At 31.9% G+C, this 17442-nt stretch carries 17 protein-coding genes; 9 read left to right on the top strand and 8 right to left on the bottom strand.

Features of this window, described 5'->3' with window-relative positions:
• Window positions 1–4: 4 nt before the first annotated feature.
• The 4 genes from ACIJYG_RS03935 to ACIJYG_RS03950 all read right to left on the bottom strand — a co-directional run bounded on the left by ACIJYG_RS03935 (window position 5) and on the right by ACIJYG_RS03950 (window position 4628).
• Complete coding sequence (locus tag ACIJYG_RS03935) at window positions 5–1462, bottom strand: cytosine permease (protein ID WP_435095334.1); 1458 nt, start codon at window positions 1460–1462, stop codon at window positions 5–7.
• Between the two features lie 26 nt (window positions 1463–1488).
• Window positions 1489–2823 (bottom strand): TRAP transporter large permease, encoded by a 1335-nt coding sequence (locus ACIJYG_RS03940; protein ID WP_435095337.1) that lies wholly within the window; start codon window positions 2821–2823, stop codon window positions 1489–1491.
• Window positions 2824–3462, bottom strand: a complete 639-nt coding sequence (locus tag ACIJYG_RS03945) for a TRAP transporter small permease subunit (RefSeq protein WP_435095340.1) — start codon at window positions 3460–3462, stop codon at window positions 2824–2826.
• Between the two features lie 68 nt (window positions 3463–3530).
• Window positions 3531–4628: a TRAP transporter substrate-binding protein gene (locus ACIJYG_RS03950; RefSeq protein WP_435087370.1), complete on the bottom strand. Its 1098-nt coding sequence runs from the start codon at window positions 4626–4628 to the stop codon at window positions 3531–3533.
• Window positions 4629–4778: 150 nt separating this feature from the next.
• On the opposite strand from ACIJYG_RS03950, the gene ACIJYG_RS03955 reads away from it, so the two are divergent.
• From ACIJYG_RS03955 to ACIJYG_RS03980, 6 genes are read left to right on the top strand one after another with little or no spacing between them, the layout of a single operon-like run.
• Window positions 4779–6374 carry a GMC family oxidoreductase gene (locus ACIJYG_RS03955; protein ID WP_435095343.1) on the top strand — a complete coding sequence of 532 codons (1596 nt, stop codon included), beginning with the start codon at window positions 4779–4781 and terminating at the stop codon, window positions 6372–6374.
• On the top strand, window positions 6374–6964 hold the full coding sequence (locus ACIJYG_RS03960; protein WP_435095346.1) for a TerC family protein: 591 nt from the start codon (window positions 6374–6376) through the stop codon (window positions 6962–6964). The genes ACIJYG_RS03955 and ACIJYG_RS03960 overlap by 1 nt, the downstream gene beginning before the upstream one ends.
• Before the next feature lies 1 nt (window position 6965).
• The gene (locus ACIJYG_RS03965) at window positions 6966–7724 is read left to right on the top strand and encodes an SDR family NAD(P)-dependent oxidoreductase (protein WP_435087374.1); all 759 of its coding nucleotides are present in this window, start codon (window positions 6966–6968) and stop codon (window positions 7722–7724) included.
• On the top strand, window positions 7709–8512 hold the full coding sequence (locus ACIJYG_RS03970; RefSeq protein WP_435087376.1) for a M23 family metallopeptidase: 804 nt from the start codon (window positions 7709–7711) through the stop codon (window positions 8510–8512). Before ACIJYG_RS03965 ends, ACIJYG_RS03970 begins: the two co-directional genes overlap by 16 nt.
• 9 nt (window positions 8513–8521) lie before the next feature.
• Entirely contained in the window at window positions 8522–9298 is a 777-nt protein-coding gene (locus tag ACIJYG_RS03975) for a fumarylacetoacetate hydrolase (RefSeq protein ID WP_435095349.1), read from the top strand.
• On the top strand, window positions 9298–10449 hold the full coding sequence (locus ACIJYG_RS03980; RefSeq protein ID WP_435095352.1) for a M24 family metallopeptidase: 1152 nt from the start codon (window positions 9298–9300) through the stop codon (window positions 10447–10449). Before ACIJYG_RS03975 ends, ACIJYG_RS03980 begins: the two co-directional genes overlap by 1 nt.
• On the opposite strand, the gene ACIJYG_RS03985 is transcribed toward ACIJYG_RS03980, so the two are convergent.
• The 3 genes from ACIJYG_RS03985 to xsc are packed head-to-tail and all read right to left on the bottom strand — an operon-like array spanning window position 10446 to window position 13573.
• Complete coding sequence (locus tag ACIJYG_RS03985; protein WP_435098856.1) at window positions 10446–11450, bottom strand: NAD(P)/FAD-dependent oxidoreductase; 1005 nt, start codon at window positions 11448–11450, stop codon at window positions 10446–10448. The genes ACIJYG_RS03980 and ACIJYG_RS03985 overlap by 4 nt on opposite strands.
• Window positions 11438–11749 carry an FAD-dependent oxidoreductase gene (locus ACIJYG_RS03990; RefSeq protein ID WP_435095355.1) on the bottom strand — a complete coding sequence of 104 codons (312 nt, stop codon included), beginning with the start codon at window positions 11747–11749 and terminating at the stop codon, window positions 11438–11440. Before ACIJYG_RS03990 ends, ACIJYG_RS03985 begins: the two co-directional genes overlap by 13 nt.
• A gap of 39 nt (window positions 11750–11788) precedes the next feature.
• Window positions 11789–13573, bottom strand: a complete 1785-nt coding sequence (gene xsc / locus ACIJYG_RS03995) for a sulfoacetaldehyde acetyltransferase (protein ID WP_435095358.1) — start codon at window positions 13571–13573, stop codon at window positions 11789–11791.
• Between the two features lie 115 nt (window positions 13574–13688).
• Here xsc and ACIJYG_RS04000 point away from each other — a divergent pair, with 115 nt between their 5' ends.
• From ACIJYG_RS04000 to ACIJYG_RS04010, 3 genes are read left to right on the top strand one after another with little or no spacing between them, the layout of a single operon-like run.
• Window positions 13689–13973 carry a UxaA family hydrolase gene (locus ACIJYG_RS04000; protein WP_435095361.1) on the top strand — a complete coding sequence of 95 codons (285 nt, stop codon included), beginning with the start codon at window positions 13689–13691 and terminating at the stop codon, window positions 13971–13973.
• Between the two features lie 4 nt (window positions 13974–13977).
• A complete protein-coding gene (locus tag ACIJYG_RS04005; protein ID WP_435089260.1) occupies window positions 13978–15144 on the top strand; it encodes a UxaA family hydrolase in 1167 nt (388 codons plus the stop codon).
• A gap of 8 nt (window positions 15145–15152) precedes the next feature.
• Complete coding sequence (locus ACIJYG_RS04010; RefSeq protein ID WP_435095364.1) at window positions 15153–16235, top strand: YeiH family protein; 1083 nt, start codon at window positions 15153–15155, stop codon at window positions 16233–16235.
• Between the two features lie 5 nt (window positions 16236–16240).
• On the opposite strand, the gene ACIJYG_RS04015 is transcribed toward ACIJYG_RS04010, so the two are convergent.
• Entirely contained in the window at window positions 16241–17320 is a 1080-nt protein-coding gene (locus ACIJYG_RS04015) for a sulfite exporter TauE/SafE family protein (RefSeq protein ID WP_435095367.1), read from the bottom strand.
• Window positions 17321–17442: the final 122 nt, after the last annotated feature.

Below are 17442 nucleotides of genomic sequence, written 5' to 3' on the forward strand. Positions count from 1 at the left end.
AAATTTATTTTTTTGCGAGCAAGTAATAAGTTATTGAGGAGACAATTGCACCAATTATCCATGCGTAAGATTGTAAAAACATTAAATTAACATTCCAAATTGTTGAAGCAGAAAAAATAAAACCCAAAATTAAAGAATATGTTGCTTTGATGTGCCATCCTTTTGAATAATAATATGCGCTGTCGACTTCAACAGAGTAGATATCTTTATTACTTAAGCTACTTTTTTTTATCAGATAATAATCAGTTATTATTACACCAAATAAAGGTCCAAAAAATGCACCAAATGTATCTATAAAAGATAAAATTCCAATTTGACTTAAAAATGTAAGCCAAAAAATTCCAATTAAAAAACCTATAATTGAAATTATATAACTAGCACTTTTTAGAGTTAGTTTACTTGGCATAGAATTAATAAGTGAATATTGAGATGGGATAAAATTTGCTACCAAGTTTGTAGAGGCTGAAGCAACAATTATAAAAAAAAGAACTACAATGGTAATTTGCAAATTATCAAATTTACCAATGATATCTGTAGGATTTGTAAAAATTCTGTCTAAATCTTCAAATTTTTGATTTAAAAATGTGTCAGATCCAATAACAATAAACACAGCAAAAAATGAAAATATAATTAGATTTAAAATTAAACTGTAATTTCCTTTTTCTAAATTTTTCTCATCTTTTACATATCTTGAATAATCTCCAAAACTCAGAATTATTATTGAAAAATATGTAAAAATTGTTCCTGCTACTGTTACTAATGGCACTAAATTATTGATATCTAAAAAATTTTTAAAATCTAAAATGTCAATAAACGCTTTAGATGTGACCTTTACATCACTTAAAAGTACAACAAAGAAAAAAAATATCATTCCAACATAAACTGTAATAGCCGAAATATTAATTAACTTTTTATTAAATTGAATTCCCACACTAAATATTAGTGCTTGAAAAATAATAACACCGCTAAACGATATCCAGTCAATAATGTTTAGTCCTAACAAAAATGTAAGAAAGATTTCTTGATCTAAAAGAGAATTATCAATTGAGAAAATTAATATTCTTATAAGATAACCAATAGCTTTTGATAAAAAATATGTTTGAATACCAAACATAAATATTCCAACAATACTTCTAAATAAACCAAAAAATTTTGCACCTCTAAACCCTAAAGAAGACCTTAATAAAACTGCAAATGGTAAGCCAAATTTTTGTGAGGGTGCACCGATTAAATTTGAAAATAAATAAACTAACAATGATCCTAATATAGTTCCAAAAAAAACTACAAAAGTATTCAAACTATAAATCGTGTATAATGAAGCAATTAAAGAAAATCCTATTATACTTTGAACATTAACGCCCCAATAACAAAAGAGGTCTTTCCAATCCCATTTTTTATAATTTGGGTTAACTGTAACAAGATCCCAGTTTGAAAGAGAATATTTTACTTTTGGCTGATTCACTAAAAATTATAATAAACTAATAATTTCTACTGTCCATATAGATAGGCAGGTAACCACAATGCGATCTTAGGGAATATAATTATTAATACTAAACCTATTACCTGAATAACCATGAATTGCATCATTCCATAATAGATATCTTTTAAATCCCATTCTGGAACAACTCCTTTTAAAAAATATGCAGATAAGGCTACAGGAGGAGACAGCCAGGCCGTCTGGAGATTGACCGCAACTAAGATTGCAAACCAAGTCAAATTAAACCCTAATGCCTCAACTAAAGGTAAGATTATTGGAATTATAATCATGACAATTGGAACCCATTCTAAAGGCCATCCTAGCAAAAAAATCATCACCATGATCAAAGCTAAGATTAAATACTTATTCATCTCAAGACCTAGCAAAAAGTCAGTTAGTAACATTGGAGTTCCAAGTCTTGAAAAAACTGCACCAAAAAAGTTTGAAGCAGCAACTAAAACCATTATTAAAGCTGAAATTTCTAAAGTTTTAACTAATGCATCTTGTAATTTTTTTAATGTTAATTTTTTATATGCTAGAGCTAAAAGCAAAGAACCCATTGCTCCACATCCAGCAGCTTCTGTTGGTGTTGCAAACCCAAATAAAATACTACCAAGTGCTGCAAATACTAATGCTGCAGGTGGAACCAATCCTAAAAAGAACTCAATCCAAACAGCTTTCATACTTGTTGCTCTAAGCTCTGGTGGTAACACTGGACCCAAACTAGGATCAATCCAACATCTAATAGTTGTGTATGCAGCATAAAGAGTAGCAAGTAAAATCCCTGGGATAATCGCTGCTGCAAATAAATCAGTAACGGGTATTTCCATAATCGGTCCCATTACAACAAGCATAATACTTGGTGGAATTAAAATACCTAAAGTACCTCCAGCTGTAATTGTTCCAGCTGCTAATCTTACGTTATATCCTGATTTGTTCATGGACTTTGCAGCCATGATTCCTAAAATTGTAACTGAAGCACCAACTATTCCTGTTGCGGCAGCGAATACCACTGAAACAAATAACACTGCGTAATAAAGTGAACCTCTAACTTTTGCTAACATCAACTGGAATGCAGAAAATAATCTTTCCATTAATCCAGCTTGTTCCATCATTATTCCCATAAAGACAAAGAGCGGGACGGCAGCCAAGGTTTGTTCGGTCATGACCATTGAGAACTGCAAAGTCATTAAATAGAACACTAATTTACCAAAACCTAAGTAACCAAATACAAATCCTAAAAATATCAATGTAAATGAAATTGGAAATCCAACAAATATAGAGAACAACATTACTCCAATTAAAATAAAACCTAAAATCGCTGGATCTACAAACTCTGCTAACATTTATTCTTCTTCTCCCGGCCAAACACCTTTTGTGGCAGCCCAATAACTTTTAAATAACTCTGAAACTCCTTGAATAAGCAAGAAAACTATCCCAAACCATAGGGAAGCTTTAATAGGCCACATATATGGCATCCAAGCTGTATCCATTCCTCTTTCACCTCTCATTATCGACTCTTGAACAAAGCCAGTAGTCATATAAAGAAAAACAATTAATCCTGGGAAATAGAATAAAAGGTATAACCAGAAATCTATTCTTCCCTGTGTTTTGGTTTTAAAATTTCTATATAAAAAATCTGCTCTAATGTGCACACCTTTTGATAGTGCATAACCTGCACCTAACATAAATAAAGCACCGTACATAAATCTGCTCATGTCGTATGCCCACATTGTTGGTGCTGTAAATAATTTTCTGGCTAAAACTTCATATGTCATTGCCAATATTAAAGGAACTGTAATCCAACAAACTGTATTACCAACCCACTTATTAAATAAATCAATCTTTGTAATTGAAGATGCCATCCACTTGGGCATGCTCTTGGGCATTGGTCCTGAACCACCTCTTCTTTCAGCTATCATTTCATCTGAAATATCGAGCTTCATAGGTTTAACTGGTTTTTTGGGTTTGTGATTTCTTGGCATGTAAAAATTCTTTAATTAATAAAAATAAAGCGGACAATTTCTTGTCCGCTTTATATAAAGTTTTAATACTATTTTAATGTCGCTGCGTGAGCCATTCCTAGCTTAGCATTAGACATTTGAGATCCAGACCAGAATGGTACTGCAATATCTGCAAAGTCTTTTTGAGACTGCCATACTTGAGCAAAGAACTTGTTCTTAGCAGCATTAGTCTCTAAAGATTTTTTAGCAGCAGCCATATACGCTGGGAAGTAGTCAGCTGGAGTATCATGTAAAATTACACCATGTTTTCCAGTTAACTCAGCAAGAGCTTTTCCGTTTTCGTATATTCTGTAACTCATTGATTTTGATAGAGATGCATTCGCAGCAACTTCTAAAGCTTTCTTCTCTAAAGCAGACATTTTCTTATATTTGCTTCCTGTTAAATAGAAGTCAGCGTTTACTACTACTTGGTGAAGACCTTGTAGGTAGTAATGTTTTAGAACTTTTTGGAAACCGAATGTCATGTCAGGTTTTGGACAACACCATTCAGCAGCATCAATTGTTCCTGCTTCAAGAGCTGGAAGAATATCTCCACCACCCATTGCAACAGAAGCTACACCAATATCTTTATAAGTTTGTCCTGGAATTCCTGGAGGAGTTCTGAACTTGTACTTTCTAAAGTCTGCCATGCTGTTAATTGGCTCTTTGAACCAACCTAAAGCTTCTGGGCCTACTGGTTGTAACATAAATCCTTTGATGTCTCTTCCCATCTCAGACCATAGTTGGTCGTAAAGTTCTTTACCACCACCATATTGGAACCAAGATAAAAATGCGATGTTATCAATACCAACACCTGCACCTGCTACTGGCGAACCAAATAACATAGCTGCTGGGTGATCACCTGACCAATAGTGAGTCCAAGCGAAACCACAATCGATAAGACCTTTATCTACTGCATCTAAAGTTTCTTTAACACCAACTACTGATCCAGCTGGCATAATTTCGAACTTAAGTGAACCTTCTGTTAGTTCAGTTACTGTGTCCGTGAAATCTTTTAACATTTTCACTTCGTCAGCTTTTGCACTAATTACAGTTTGACACTTAAGAGTTTGTGCAGAATTTGCTCCTGTAACAGTCATTACTGTTAAAAGAAGTGTTCCTACAACTAATGATATGATTTTTTTCATATTGTATTTTCCCTCTTGTTGTTTTTTTTATAAAAAAAGTACCCTGCCAAAATTTTAAAAGTATAACAAGGGCTAATATGTATTTATTCAACATTTTTTAAGTAAATTTGCTATAAACAAATAATTTTAATTTATAAGAGTTCTAAGTTAATGGAAAATTTTGATTTTATAATTCTTGGTGCTGGATCTGCAGGATGTGTACTTGCTAATAGACTATCTAAAAACCCAAATCATAAAGTTTTACTTTTAGAAGCTGGTGGTAAAGATAACTATCCTTGGATTCATATTCCTGTTGGATATTTTAAAACAATGCACAATCCAAATACTGATTGGTGTTATCGAACAGAGCCCGATGAAAGTATGAACAATATTTCCATAAGATATCCTAGAGGAAAAACTTTAGGTGGAAGTTCATCAATTAATGGTCTTCTTTATATAAGAGGTCAACATAGAGACTATGACATTTGGAGACAATCCGGAAATTCTGGTTGGGGGTGGGACGATGTTTTACCCTACTTTATAAAAGCTGAAAATCAAGAGAGAGGAAAAAGTGAGTTTCATGGAGCTGACGGCCCACTATCAGTTTCTGATCAAAGAATTCATTTGCCTCTTTTAGATGAATTCCAAAACGCTGCTGAAGAGTTTGGTATTCCTAAAACTAAAGATTTTAACACTGGTGATAATCATGGATGTGGTTATTTTCAAGTAACCCAAAAAAATGGTTTTAGATGTAGCACATCAGTTGGTTATTTAAATCCAATCAAAAATAGAAAAAATTTAAGAATTGTTACTAATGCTCATATAAAAAAAATAATTTTTGAAAACAAAACTGCTAAAGAAGTAGAATTTTGGCATGGTGATGAACTTAAAAAAGTGCAAGCCAATAGAGAGATAATTCTTTCCTCTGGAGCAATTGGCTCACCTCAAATTTTACAAGTATCAGGTATTGGTAATGCAGAAAAATTAAAAAAATTAGGGATAAATTTAGTACAAGAATTAAATGGAGTTGGTGAAAATTTACATGACCATTTAATGTTAAGACCAATATATAAAGTTCATGGACTAAAATCACTTAACAAAAAAATTAATAGTTTGTTTGGTAATTTGATGATTGGATTAGAGTATGTGTTTAACAGAAGTGGCCCAATGACAATGGGTGCCAGTCAACTTTGTATGTTTGCCAAAAGTGATCCTTCTTTAGAATTGGCAGATTTGCAGTGGCATGTTCAACCAATGAGTATGGATACATTGGGTGCTACTAAAAACCATGATTTTCATGCCTTCACCCCTACTGTTTCAAATATAAGACCCACAAGCAGAGGTCACGTGAGTATAGTAGATCAAGATTCAAGAACTTACGCTAAAATAAAACAAAATTATCTTTCAACTGATCACGATAGAATGGTTGCCGCAAGAGGCCTTAAATTAACTAGAAAAATAATATTAGAGTCTGAAACGTTTAAAAAATATGCACCAGAGGAATATAGGCCTGGAATAAATATTAATGATGATGAAGAATTAGTTAAAGAAGCTTCAAATTATGCACAAACTATATTTCATCCTGTTGGGACTTGTAAAATGGGTCAAGATGATATGTCAGTGGTTGATGAAAAATTAAGAGTTAGAGGTCTTAACAATTTAAGGGTAATTGATGCTTCGATTATGCCCAACATCACTTCAGGAAATACAAATGCACCAACAATAATGATTGCAGAAAAAGGTGCAGATATGATATTAAGCAGCTAATGTTTTCAGAATTATTTGGAGCTGAACAGCTCGTTATTTTAAGTCAAATTATATTTATAGATTTAGTATTAGCAGGTGATAACGCAATCATTATTGGAATGGTTGCTTCTAAATTTCCAGTAGAACAAAGAAAAAAAGTAATTTTTTGGGGCATAGGTGGAGCTGTAATTTTAAGAATTATCTTAACAATGTTAACAGCATACTTACTACAAATTACAGGATTAAGACTAATTGGTGGATTATTATTACTTTATATTGTCTACAAACTTTATGTTGATGTGATCAAAGGTCAATCTAATGAAGAAGATATAAAAGTTGATAATTCAAGCTTCATGAAAGCTATATGGACAGTTTTATTGGCTGATTTTACAATGAGTCTAGATAATGTACTAGGTGTAGCAGGAGCTGCTGGGGATCATTACGTATTATTAATTTTTGGATTAGCTTTATCAATTATTTTAATGGCTACTGCTGCAAATTTAATATCTAGATGGATTAATGAGTATAAGTGGATTGCTTGGGTTGGATTAATTGCTATTCTGGTAGTTGCTATAGAATTAATCTATACAGACTTAAAATTATTTATTTAATATGTATTTACAAAAAATTAACTTAAAAAATAAATACGCATTAGTAACAGGTGCTGGTAAAGGCTTAGGTAGAGCTTGCTCTATTGCCTTGGCTGAAGCAGGCGCAACAGTTATAGCTTTAAGCAGAACTTCATCTGATTTAGATAAATTAGAAAAAGAGATAAAAAAAGTTAAAGGCAAAATTGTTAAAGTTCCATGTGATGTAATGAACTATAATGATTTAAAACAAAAGATAGAAAAGATTAAGATTATAGATGTTCTTGTTAATAATGCGGGAACTAATATTCCTGAACCATTTGAAAAAATCAAACAACAAAGTATGAACTACTTAGTTGATTTAAACCTTAAAGCAGCTTTTAATGTTGCTCAACTTGTGGTTAAAAAAATGTTAAAAAATAAAAATAGACCTGGTTCAATAATCAACATGTCTTCTCAATTAGGCCATGTTGGCATGAGTGGTAGAAATGTCTACAACATGACTAAATTTGGTATTGAAGGATTGACTAAAGGTATGGGTGTTGAGCTGGCTAAAAATAATATTAGAGTTAATACTGTAGCACCTACTTTTGTTGAGACACCAATGGTTAAAAACTTTTTCAAAAATAAAAAATTTAAAAAATTAGCTTTAGGTAATATTCCATTAGGGAAAGCTGCAACAGAGAGTGATATTGCAACATCAGTTTGCTTCTTAGCTTCATCAGCTTCTTCAATGATCACAGGAACATCAATAGTAATAGATGGCGGATGGACAGCTCAATAATCTATAGATTTTTTTTAGTATTTTTAATCTTCACAACCTCTCAAGTTAACGCCATAGAATTTCAAGGGAAATTCACTCAAGGGCATTTTATTTTAGGTAAAACTGATCCTAAAGCTAAAATTAAAGTTAATAAAAAAGAAGTAAAAGTATCCAGAGATGGCTTCTTTGTTTTTGGAATTGATAGAGACAGAAAGTTTGACCTAACTTTTACGAAAACTTTAAATGGAAAAACATCTAAAATTACAAAAAAAGTTTTAAAAAGAAAATATAATATTCAAAGAATTGACGGCCTTGCGGAAAGTAAAGTAACTCCTCCAGAGTCAGTTTATAAAAGAATTAAAAAAGAAAATAACGCTATTGGTGAAGCAAGATCAATTAATTCTAGTTTACTTTTCTTTAAAGAAAAATTTATCATGCCTGTTGAAGGAATCATAAGTGGTGTTTATGGAAGTCAAAGAATATTAAATGGTAAACCTAGATGGCCACATTACGGTATTGATATTGCTGCAAAACAAGGAACAATGATCTTATCTTCTGGAACAGGAGTGGTAACAATGGCTGAAGATGATTTATATTATACTGGTGGAACAATTATAATGGATCATGGCCATGGAATTTCAACAATATATTCTCACCTCGAAAATATTTTGGTATCAGTTGGTGACCAAATAAATCAAGGGGATGTAATTGGGACTGTTGGATCAACAGGAAGATCAACTGGCCCACATTTAGATTTTAGAATTAATTGGTTTCAAACAAGACTTGATCCAATGTCTGTATTAAAATAATAAAGTTATATGAAAAAAACTTTAAAAGATAAACTTTCAGATAAATTAGTTAACGCCTTTCTAAAAAATAAAATTATTGCACCTATTCCAAAAAAATTTACTCAAAAATTAGCAGAAGCAGATAAATTTAGAAAATTATGTGAAAGTAAAATTAAAGAACCAATAATTGGTTATAAAGCTGGTGGGACCGGAATTCCTCTTTTAAAAAAATTAAAAGAAAAAGAACCTTTTTATGCTTCAGTTTATAAAAGAAATTTTTTAAAAAATGGTAAGCGAGTAAAAATAAATAAATCAACTTTAGGAATTGAACTTGAGGTTTGTTATTTAATAAAGAAATCTTTTTTTAACTCAAAGGGTTTAGTTGCAAACAAAAACGTTACCAAATTTATATCTCATATGGCTCCCTGCATAGAAGTTGTTGGCTATAGACAAAAAAGAAAAGGTATTACCTCTTTTGGTGATTTAAGTAGTGATTTTGGAGGAAATGTGAAGTTTTTGATTGGGCAAAAGAAAAAATATAAAAAGATTAATATTGGAAATTTAAAAGCTAATATTTCAAACAAAAAAGTTAAACAAAGTGTCAATGGAAATACAAATGCTGTTTACATTAACCCTCTTAATTCTTTAAGATTTGTTTTAAACAAAATTAAAAAAGATAAAGTTGATTTAGGTAAAGATTTTTATGTGTTTACAGGTTCTACGGTAGGTGTAGTTCCTATTCTTGGTAAAGGTTTGTACACTGGTAAAATCGATAAATTAGGTTCTGTAAAAGCAATTATTTCTTAATGGCACTTCATTTCAGTAAAGAAGAGTTTTCTAATAGAAAACAAGATGTTTTAAAATCAATGAAAGAGCAAAATTTAGATGCTCTTTTAATGTTTAGACAAGAGTCCATGTATTGGTTGACAGGATACGATACATTTGGATATGTTTTTTTTCAAACTTTAGTAATGGATCAAAAAGGAAATGTAATTTTATTAACTCGTGCACCTGATTTGAGACAGGCACAAAATACATCAAATATTAAAGATATAAGAATTTGGGTTGATAAAGATGGAATTAATCCAACAGATGATCTTAAAATAATTTTAGGAGAACTTGATCTAAAAAATAAAAATATAGGTATTGAATATGAAGCTTATGGAATGACAGGACGTAATGCTTTAAGATTAAATAAATCCTTAGAAAATTATTGTAAAGTCGAAGATCAATCTGAATTGATAACAAAATTAAGAGTTATTAAATCTAAAGAAGAATTAATTTATGTAAGACAAGCATCCAAACTTGCAGATAGAGCATTAGATGAAGCATGGAAATATGCAAAAGCTGGTGCTAATGAAGCAAAAATTTTAGCTGAAATGCAAAGAGCAGTTCTTGAAGGTGGTGGTGATTATCCTGCTAATGAATATATTATTGGATCAGGAGATAACGCCCTACTTTGCAGATATCAAGCGGAAAAAAGAAACTTATCAAATACAGATCAACTAAGCTTAGAATGGGCTGGTACTTTTAAACATTATCATTCTGCTATGTTTAGAACTATACCTATAGGAAAAGCTGATCCTAAACATATAAAAATGCATGAAGCTTGTGTTGAAGCATTAACTAATTGTGTAAAAACTTTAGTTCCAGGAAAAACTGCAGGAGAAGTTTTTGATGCTCATGCAACAACTTTTGACAATTTAGGATTTAATAAAGCAAGAATGAATGCTTGTGGATATTCATTAGGTTCAACTTTTTCACCTAATTGGATGGATTGGCCAATGCTGTACACTGGCAATCCTTATGTAATAACTCCTGGTAATGTGTTCTTCATGCACATGATACTCATGGATTCAGATAGTAATTTAGCCATGAATTTAGGTGAAACTTATTTAGTTATAGAGAATGGTAATGAAAGATTAGGTAAGCAAAAATTAGATTTGGTTGTTCTTTAAATTTCTGACCTAGCTCTTAAACGTTCATAAATTAGACGCGTTTTAACACCTATATCTAAAAATGGTTGAGGTGGTAACCAAGTAGGTTTATTTCTTGCTTCTATAGTTTCTATTTCTTTTGTGTTTTCTTCGCTTGCTTTAATAGCAATTTGTTCACCAAATAAAGTACCTACACCAATACCTGAGCCATTATAACAACCGGCAACAAAAACATTATTGTCAATTTTTTCAAATATTTGCGAACTGTTTCTTGTTCTAGATACAACACCAGACCATGATGATTGAATTATATCTTCGGGTAATTGTGGAAATCTTTTTTTAATACCAATTCTTTGATTAATTGATCTTATCTCTAGATCTGATTTTTTCATTTTAAAAGGATTGTGAACTTCCGCTGTATTTCGTATCAAAATTCTTTTATCTTTAGTCATTCTAATTGTAGCGCCCATTGGTCTTACGGGTAGTACACCCCACTCTTCTGGTTGACCAATAGTTTTAAATTCATCATCAGTTAATGGTCTTGTCATACTTGCGGTTAAAGTAATTGGAAAATTATAGTTTGATTTTATTCCTAATGATTTCAAAAAACCATTTGTAGCAAAAATAATTTTCTTAGTATTAATTTTACCATTTTTAAATTTACAAGAGATTATATCTTTAGTTTTATTCCAACTTATTAATGATGAATATTCATATAAACAAACATTCTTTGGTAATACGTCAACCATTGCTCTAACTAGTTTTCCAGGATGCAATAAAACTCCACCCTTGGTATGAAGTGCTATATTATAAAAATTAGTACCTAGTCTTTTAGATAATTCATTATTAGATAATAAATTATGCTCAAAATCTAATTTTGTAAGAGTATCAGAAAAGTTTCTTAAAATTTTTTCATCTTCTTTTTTTGAAGATGCAAAATATTTTCCACATTCATTCCAATCACAATCTACTTGATGTTCGTTTATGAATTTCTTAACAATATTTATTCCTAATTCATAAATATCAGCTTTTTTTTATAGTTATCCAGCTCTTTATTTGAAGTGAAACCATCATTAAGTGTTGTATCAACCAAATATCCTGAATTTCTGCTGCTAGCACCCTCACCTGCTAATTGAGCATCAACTAGTATAATTCTTTGATTTGGATGTAATTGACCTAATTTTCTTGCAGCAGACAACCCAGTGTAACCCGCTCCAATTACTAACCATTCACAATCCTCATTTAATTGAAGTGTTTTAACATTTGTTCGAGGAATTAAATCTTTAACCCAACTACAACCATTATCGTTAGTCACTTCCATGAAGTGACTGTACGATAATTGGTATAAATTTTAAAGTTCTTAAGAGTTTAAAGAAGGTTGTTTTTTCATGTCTGCTTTGTTGATACCAGCAACTTTAACTGGTTTCTTCATTGCATCTCTTCTAAATGGTTCACCAAGCTCTTGGTTCAGAATTACTTCTATAAATGTTGTAATTCCTTTCTTTTGATCTTCACAAGATTGCTTGATAGCTGCTGTAGTTTCTTCCATCGTTCTAACAGAAACTCCTTTTAATCCACATGCATCAGCGACTTTTGCATAACTTAATTCTGGGTCTAACTCTGTTCCAACAAAATTATCATCAAACCAAAGAGTCGTGTTTCTTTTTTCAGCACCCCATTGATAATTTCTAAAAATAACCATTGCAATTGCTGGCCATTCTTCTCTGGCACATGAGCTCATTTCATTCATACTGATACCAAAAGCACCGTCACCAGCAAAACCTATTACCGGAGTATCTGGGCAACCGATTTTTGCACCTAAAATTGAAGGGAAGCCATAACCACAAGGACCAAATAATCCTGGAGCTAAATACTTTCTTCCTTTTTCAAATGTTGGATATGCATTACCAATTGCACAGTTGTTTCCAATGTCACTTGAGATAATAACATCTTCAGGCATACCTGCTTGAATTGCTCTCCAAGCTTGTCTGGGAGACATTCTATCTGAATCTCTTTTTCTTGCTTCTTCGTTCCAAACTGTACCTTCATCATCGTCCTCATGATCAAGACTTGATAATTTTTGTAACCAAGCTGATTTAGTTTGGTGAATAATATCTTTTCTTGCTTGTCTATCATTATCACCTGCTGTCGATGAAAGTTGAGCTAAGAGTTGTTGTGCAACTAATTTTGCATCACCACAAATTCCAACTGAAACTTTTTTGGTTAAACCAATTCTATCTGAATTCATGTCTACTTGAATGATACTTGCATCTTTTGGCCAGTAATCCATTCCATAACCTGGCAAAGTTGAAAAAGGATTAAGTCTTGTTCCTAATGCTAATACAACGTCAGCTTTTTGAATTAATTCCATTCCTGCTTTTGAACCATTATATCCTAATGGGCCAGCCGCTAATGGGTGACTTCCTGGAAAACTATCATTGTGTTGATACCCAGAACAAACTGGTGCATCTAATTTTTCAGCAAGTTTTTTACAATCTTCAATAGCTCCACCAATTACAACACCTGCGCCTGATAAAATTACTGGAAATTTTGCGTTAGATAATAAGTCTGCAGCTTTTTTAATTGCATCTACTCCTCCACCTTGAGTTTCCAATCTTACGATTGGGGGTAAGTCAATATCAATTACCTGTGTCCAATAATCTCTTGGAACATTTATTTGTGCTGGGGCTGAACCTCTAATTGCTTTTTCAATAACTCTATTTAAAACCTCGGCCATTCTAGAAGGGTCTCTAACTTCTTCTTGATAACAAACCATATCTTTAAATAAATTCATCTGCTCAACTTCTTGAAAACCACCTTGTCCCATAGTTTTATTTGCAGCCTGAGGTGTAACTAATAACAATGGAGTATGATTCCAATATGCCGTTTTAATAGGTGTGACTAATCCAGTAATTCCAGGTCCGTTTTGTGCAATTACCATTGACATTTTACCAGTGGCTCTTGTGTAACCATCAGCAATTAATCCACCATTAGTTTCATGAGCAACATCCCAAAAAGTTATCCCAGCATCTGGAAAGATATCTGAAATTGGCATAAAAGCAGATCCAATAATTCCGAATGCGTGTTCAATTCCGTGCATTTGTAAAACTTTTACAAAAGCTTCTTCTGTTGTCATCTTTGTCATAAAACTAGAACTCCTCTAAAGTGTAAATTTAAAATATTTAAAAATCGTTTGTTAATTTTTGCGATTAATATATAAGATTTTACAAATTTCAAACAAACAAATCGACACAATAAATATGGCTACAGACATTATAATTCATGATAAAAAAGACAACGTAGGAGTAGTTGTTATTGAAAAAATCACTCCAAAACAAGACTGTGCTTGCTGGATAATGGAAGATGACAGTTCAACAAATATTCAATCAGTAGATGAAATCCCTTTAGGGCATAAAATTGCTATGACTGATCTTAATGAGGGTGATACAATCCTTAAATATGGTCATGATATAGGTAAAGTGGTTAAATCAATTAAAAAAGGTGAACACGTTCATGTTCACAATGTTAAAACAAAGAAGTGGTAATAATATGGAAATTCCAAAAAGTTTTTTAGGTTATAAAAGAGAAAATGGCAGAGCCGGAACCAGAAATCATGTAATCATACTGCCTGTTGATGATATTTCAAATGCATGTGCTGAAGCAGTTGCAAATAATATTAAAGGAACAATAGCTCTTCCTCATTCATACGGAAGACTTCAATTTGGGGCTGATTTAGAGCTTCATTTTAGAACTATGATTGGAACAGGGTGCAATCCAAATGTTGCGGCAGTAATTGTTATTGGTATTGAGCCAAAATGGACTAAAAAAATTGTTGATGGTATTGCTAAAACTGGGAAACCAGTTGAAGGATTTCACATTGAGCGTACTGGAGATATTGGTACTACAATGAAAGCATCAAAAAAAGCTCAAGAATTTGTAATGTGGGCTTCAGAAAAACAAAGAGAAGAATGTCCAATGAGTGATCTTTGGATTTCTGTTAAATGTGGTGAATCTGATACAACATCTGGATTAGCTGCAAACCCAACAGTTGGAAATTTAATGGACAAACTAGAGCCGATGGGTGTTCATTTATGTTTTGGTGAAACTTCAGAATTAACAGGTGCAGAACAAGTTTGTGCAACTAGAGGTGCAACTCCTGAGGCTTCAGATAAATTCATGAAAACTTGGAACTCTTACAATGATTTTATTTTAAAAGAAGCTACAGATGATCTTTCAGAAAGCCAACCAACGGCAGGTAATATTGCTGGTGGTTTAACTACGATTGAAGAAAAAGCTTTTGGAAACTTCCAAAAAATTGGAAATTGTAAATTTATAGATGTTTTGGAACCAGCAGAAGAACCAACTAAAGGTAAAGGTTTGTACTTTATGGATACCTCTTCAGCAGCAGCAGAGTGTGTTACACTTCAAGCAGCAGCAGGATTTAACATTCACTTATTTCCAACAGGTCAAGGTAATATCGTTGGTAACCCAATTGAGCCAGTTGTTAAGCTTACAGCTAATCCATTGACTGTAAAAGGTATGGGTGAACATATTGATTGCGACGTTTCAAAAATATTAACTCGTGAAATGAATATGTCTCAAGCTGGAGATGAATTAATCAAAACTACTTTGAGAGTTGCTAATGGAAGATTAACTTGTGCTGAAGCTTTAGGTCACAAAGAATTTGTGATGACTAAGCTTTATAGAAGTGCATAAAATCTTTTGTGCCTGTTAATTTCCAATACTTAAAGTCAATCATACCAGGTGTTGTTTTAGCTTTAGTCTTTTGTTTATTTTCACAGGGAATAAATAACGTCTTAGCTATAGAAATTTTTGGAACTCCTAAAAGCCCGATTTCAACAGTTCTCATTGCAATATTACTTGGTATCTTAATGGGTAATGCATTTACTCCAAGACCAGGTATGATGATTGGATTAGAATTTACTCAACAATATATTTTAAAATTAGGAATTATTTTTTTAGGTATAAGATTAAGTTTTGAAGAACTTATTAAATTTGGATCAATCGCTATTCCTTTAATCATTTGTTGCATTGTGGGTGTGTTAATACTTGTAAAATTATTGATTAAGAAAGTACCTATCTCATCAAAAATGTCTTATTTGATAGCTATAGGCACAAGTGTTTGTGGGGCAACTGCCATTGTTGCAACAGCACCAGTTATTAATGCAAAAAAATCAGAAGTAGCTTACGCAATAGCAAACATTACATTATTTGGTGTAATAGCAATGATTATTTATCCTTATTTTGCTGAATGGTATTTTGATAATGATGCTTTAAAAATCGGTTTGTTTTTAGGAACATCAATTCATGAAACTTCTCAAGTTGCGGCGGCTGGGTTAATTTATGATCAGCAATTTAATAGTCCTGAAACATTAAATGTTGCAACTGTAACAAAGCTAATAAGAAATACTTTTTTAGTAATTCTAATACCTTTGTTTGCATTTTTGTATAATCGAGGTGAATTAAAAGGCCAAAATTACTCTGTTTTGAGTATTTTTCCTTATTTTGTAATTGGTTTCATAGGAATGATTATTTTAAGAAATATTGGCGACCAACTCTTTACACCTAACAACAACAGTTACGATCTTTGGATAAATTTAATTGGATATTTAAAAACTTTAGCTACAGTATTTTTAACAATGGCTATGGCTGCTGTAGGTATCTCAATTAATTTAGGTGAATTAAAGTCAATGGGCTACAAACCGTTTGTTGTAGGTTTAATAGCAGCAGTAACAGTCGGATTTATAAGTCTTATATATATTGAAACTTTAACTAAATTTATTTAGTCAATTTAAGATTTTAAAAATAATTTTTTTCTTGAATTTGAAAAAAATCGTCTTATGAAAGCAGCACTAACACCCAGAAAAATTGCAAACATAATCGAAAACAATCCATAAAAGAAAGGCATTTCTTTAGAAAATTGTTGAATGAATAATGAAAAGAAATTTAAATCAGCATCTGACACCATGTTAATTTTACTTTCTACGTGTTCAGCAAAAAATGAATCATAGGCAATAGCAATACCAACCACTAATAATAAAATCGCTAGTAAAGCTCTTAAACCTGAGCTATCAATTTTCTCACCTAGTTTTTGTCCGATTTGAACACCTACAATTGACCCGACGACCAACATCACAACTAACAACAGATCTATAGATCCATAATTGAATGAATGTAAAAATGTAACTATGACACTTACAAAAATTGTTACAAATAGTGAAGTACCTGGAACTAATTTTGTTGGCATTTTAATAATGTAAATCATTGCAGGAACCAAAATGAAAGCACCACCAATACCCATAATAGCTGCAATAAAGCCTACCATTAAACCAATTATAATTGGTGTAAAAGCACTTTCATATAATTTAGATTTTGGAAATCTCATTCTTAATGGAAGACCATGTATCCAATAATGAACGTGTAATTTTTTTTTAATTAAAAGATTTTTTTTTGCTTTGTCGATCTCACCTAAACTTTCAACAAGCATTAATGTACCAATGATTGCTAGTATGTACATGTAAGCTAAAGAAATTACAGTATCAATTTTACCAATTCCTTTAAAATATGAAAACGTATAAATTCCTAATGCAGTTCCAATAGTACCACCCACAACAATCATTAAACCCATTTTGTAATCTAAAGTATTTTTTAAATAATGGGTTGTTGATCCAGAAACAGACGTTGCAAGTATATTGTTAGCTTCATTAGCAACAGCATATGCCGGGGGAACACCTAAGAAAATTAAAAATGGTGTCATTAAAAATCCACCACCAACACCAAACAACCCTGAGAGAACTCCAACGATTGCACTTAACAAAAGTATTTCAATTGGATTAACAAATACTTGAGCTATTGGTAAAAATACATCCATAAAAAAATTAAAAGTCGTTTAAAAAACAACTTAGTTAAATGTGATAAAAGTTCCAACTAAAATAACACCCCAATAAGCGGCTAGGCTCATAAATATACCAGTTTTTATTAAAACAGATTTTA

The organism is Candidatus Pelagibacter bacterium nBUS_27 (assembly GCF_051200985.1).
Classification (GTDB): Bacteria; Pseudomonadota; Alphaproteobacteria; order Pelagibacterales; family Pelagibacteraceae; genus Pelagibacter.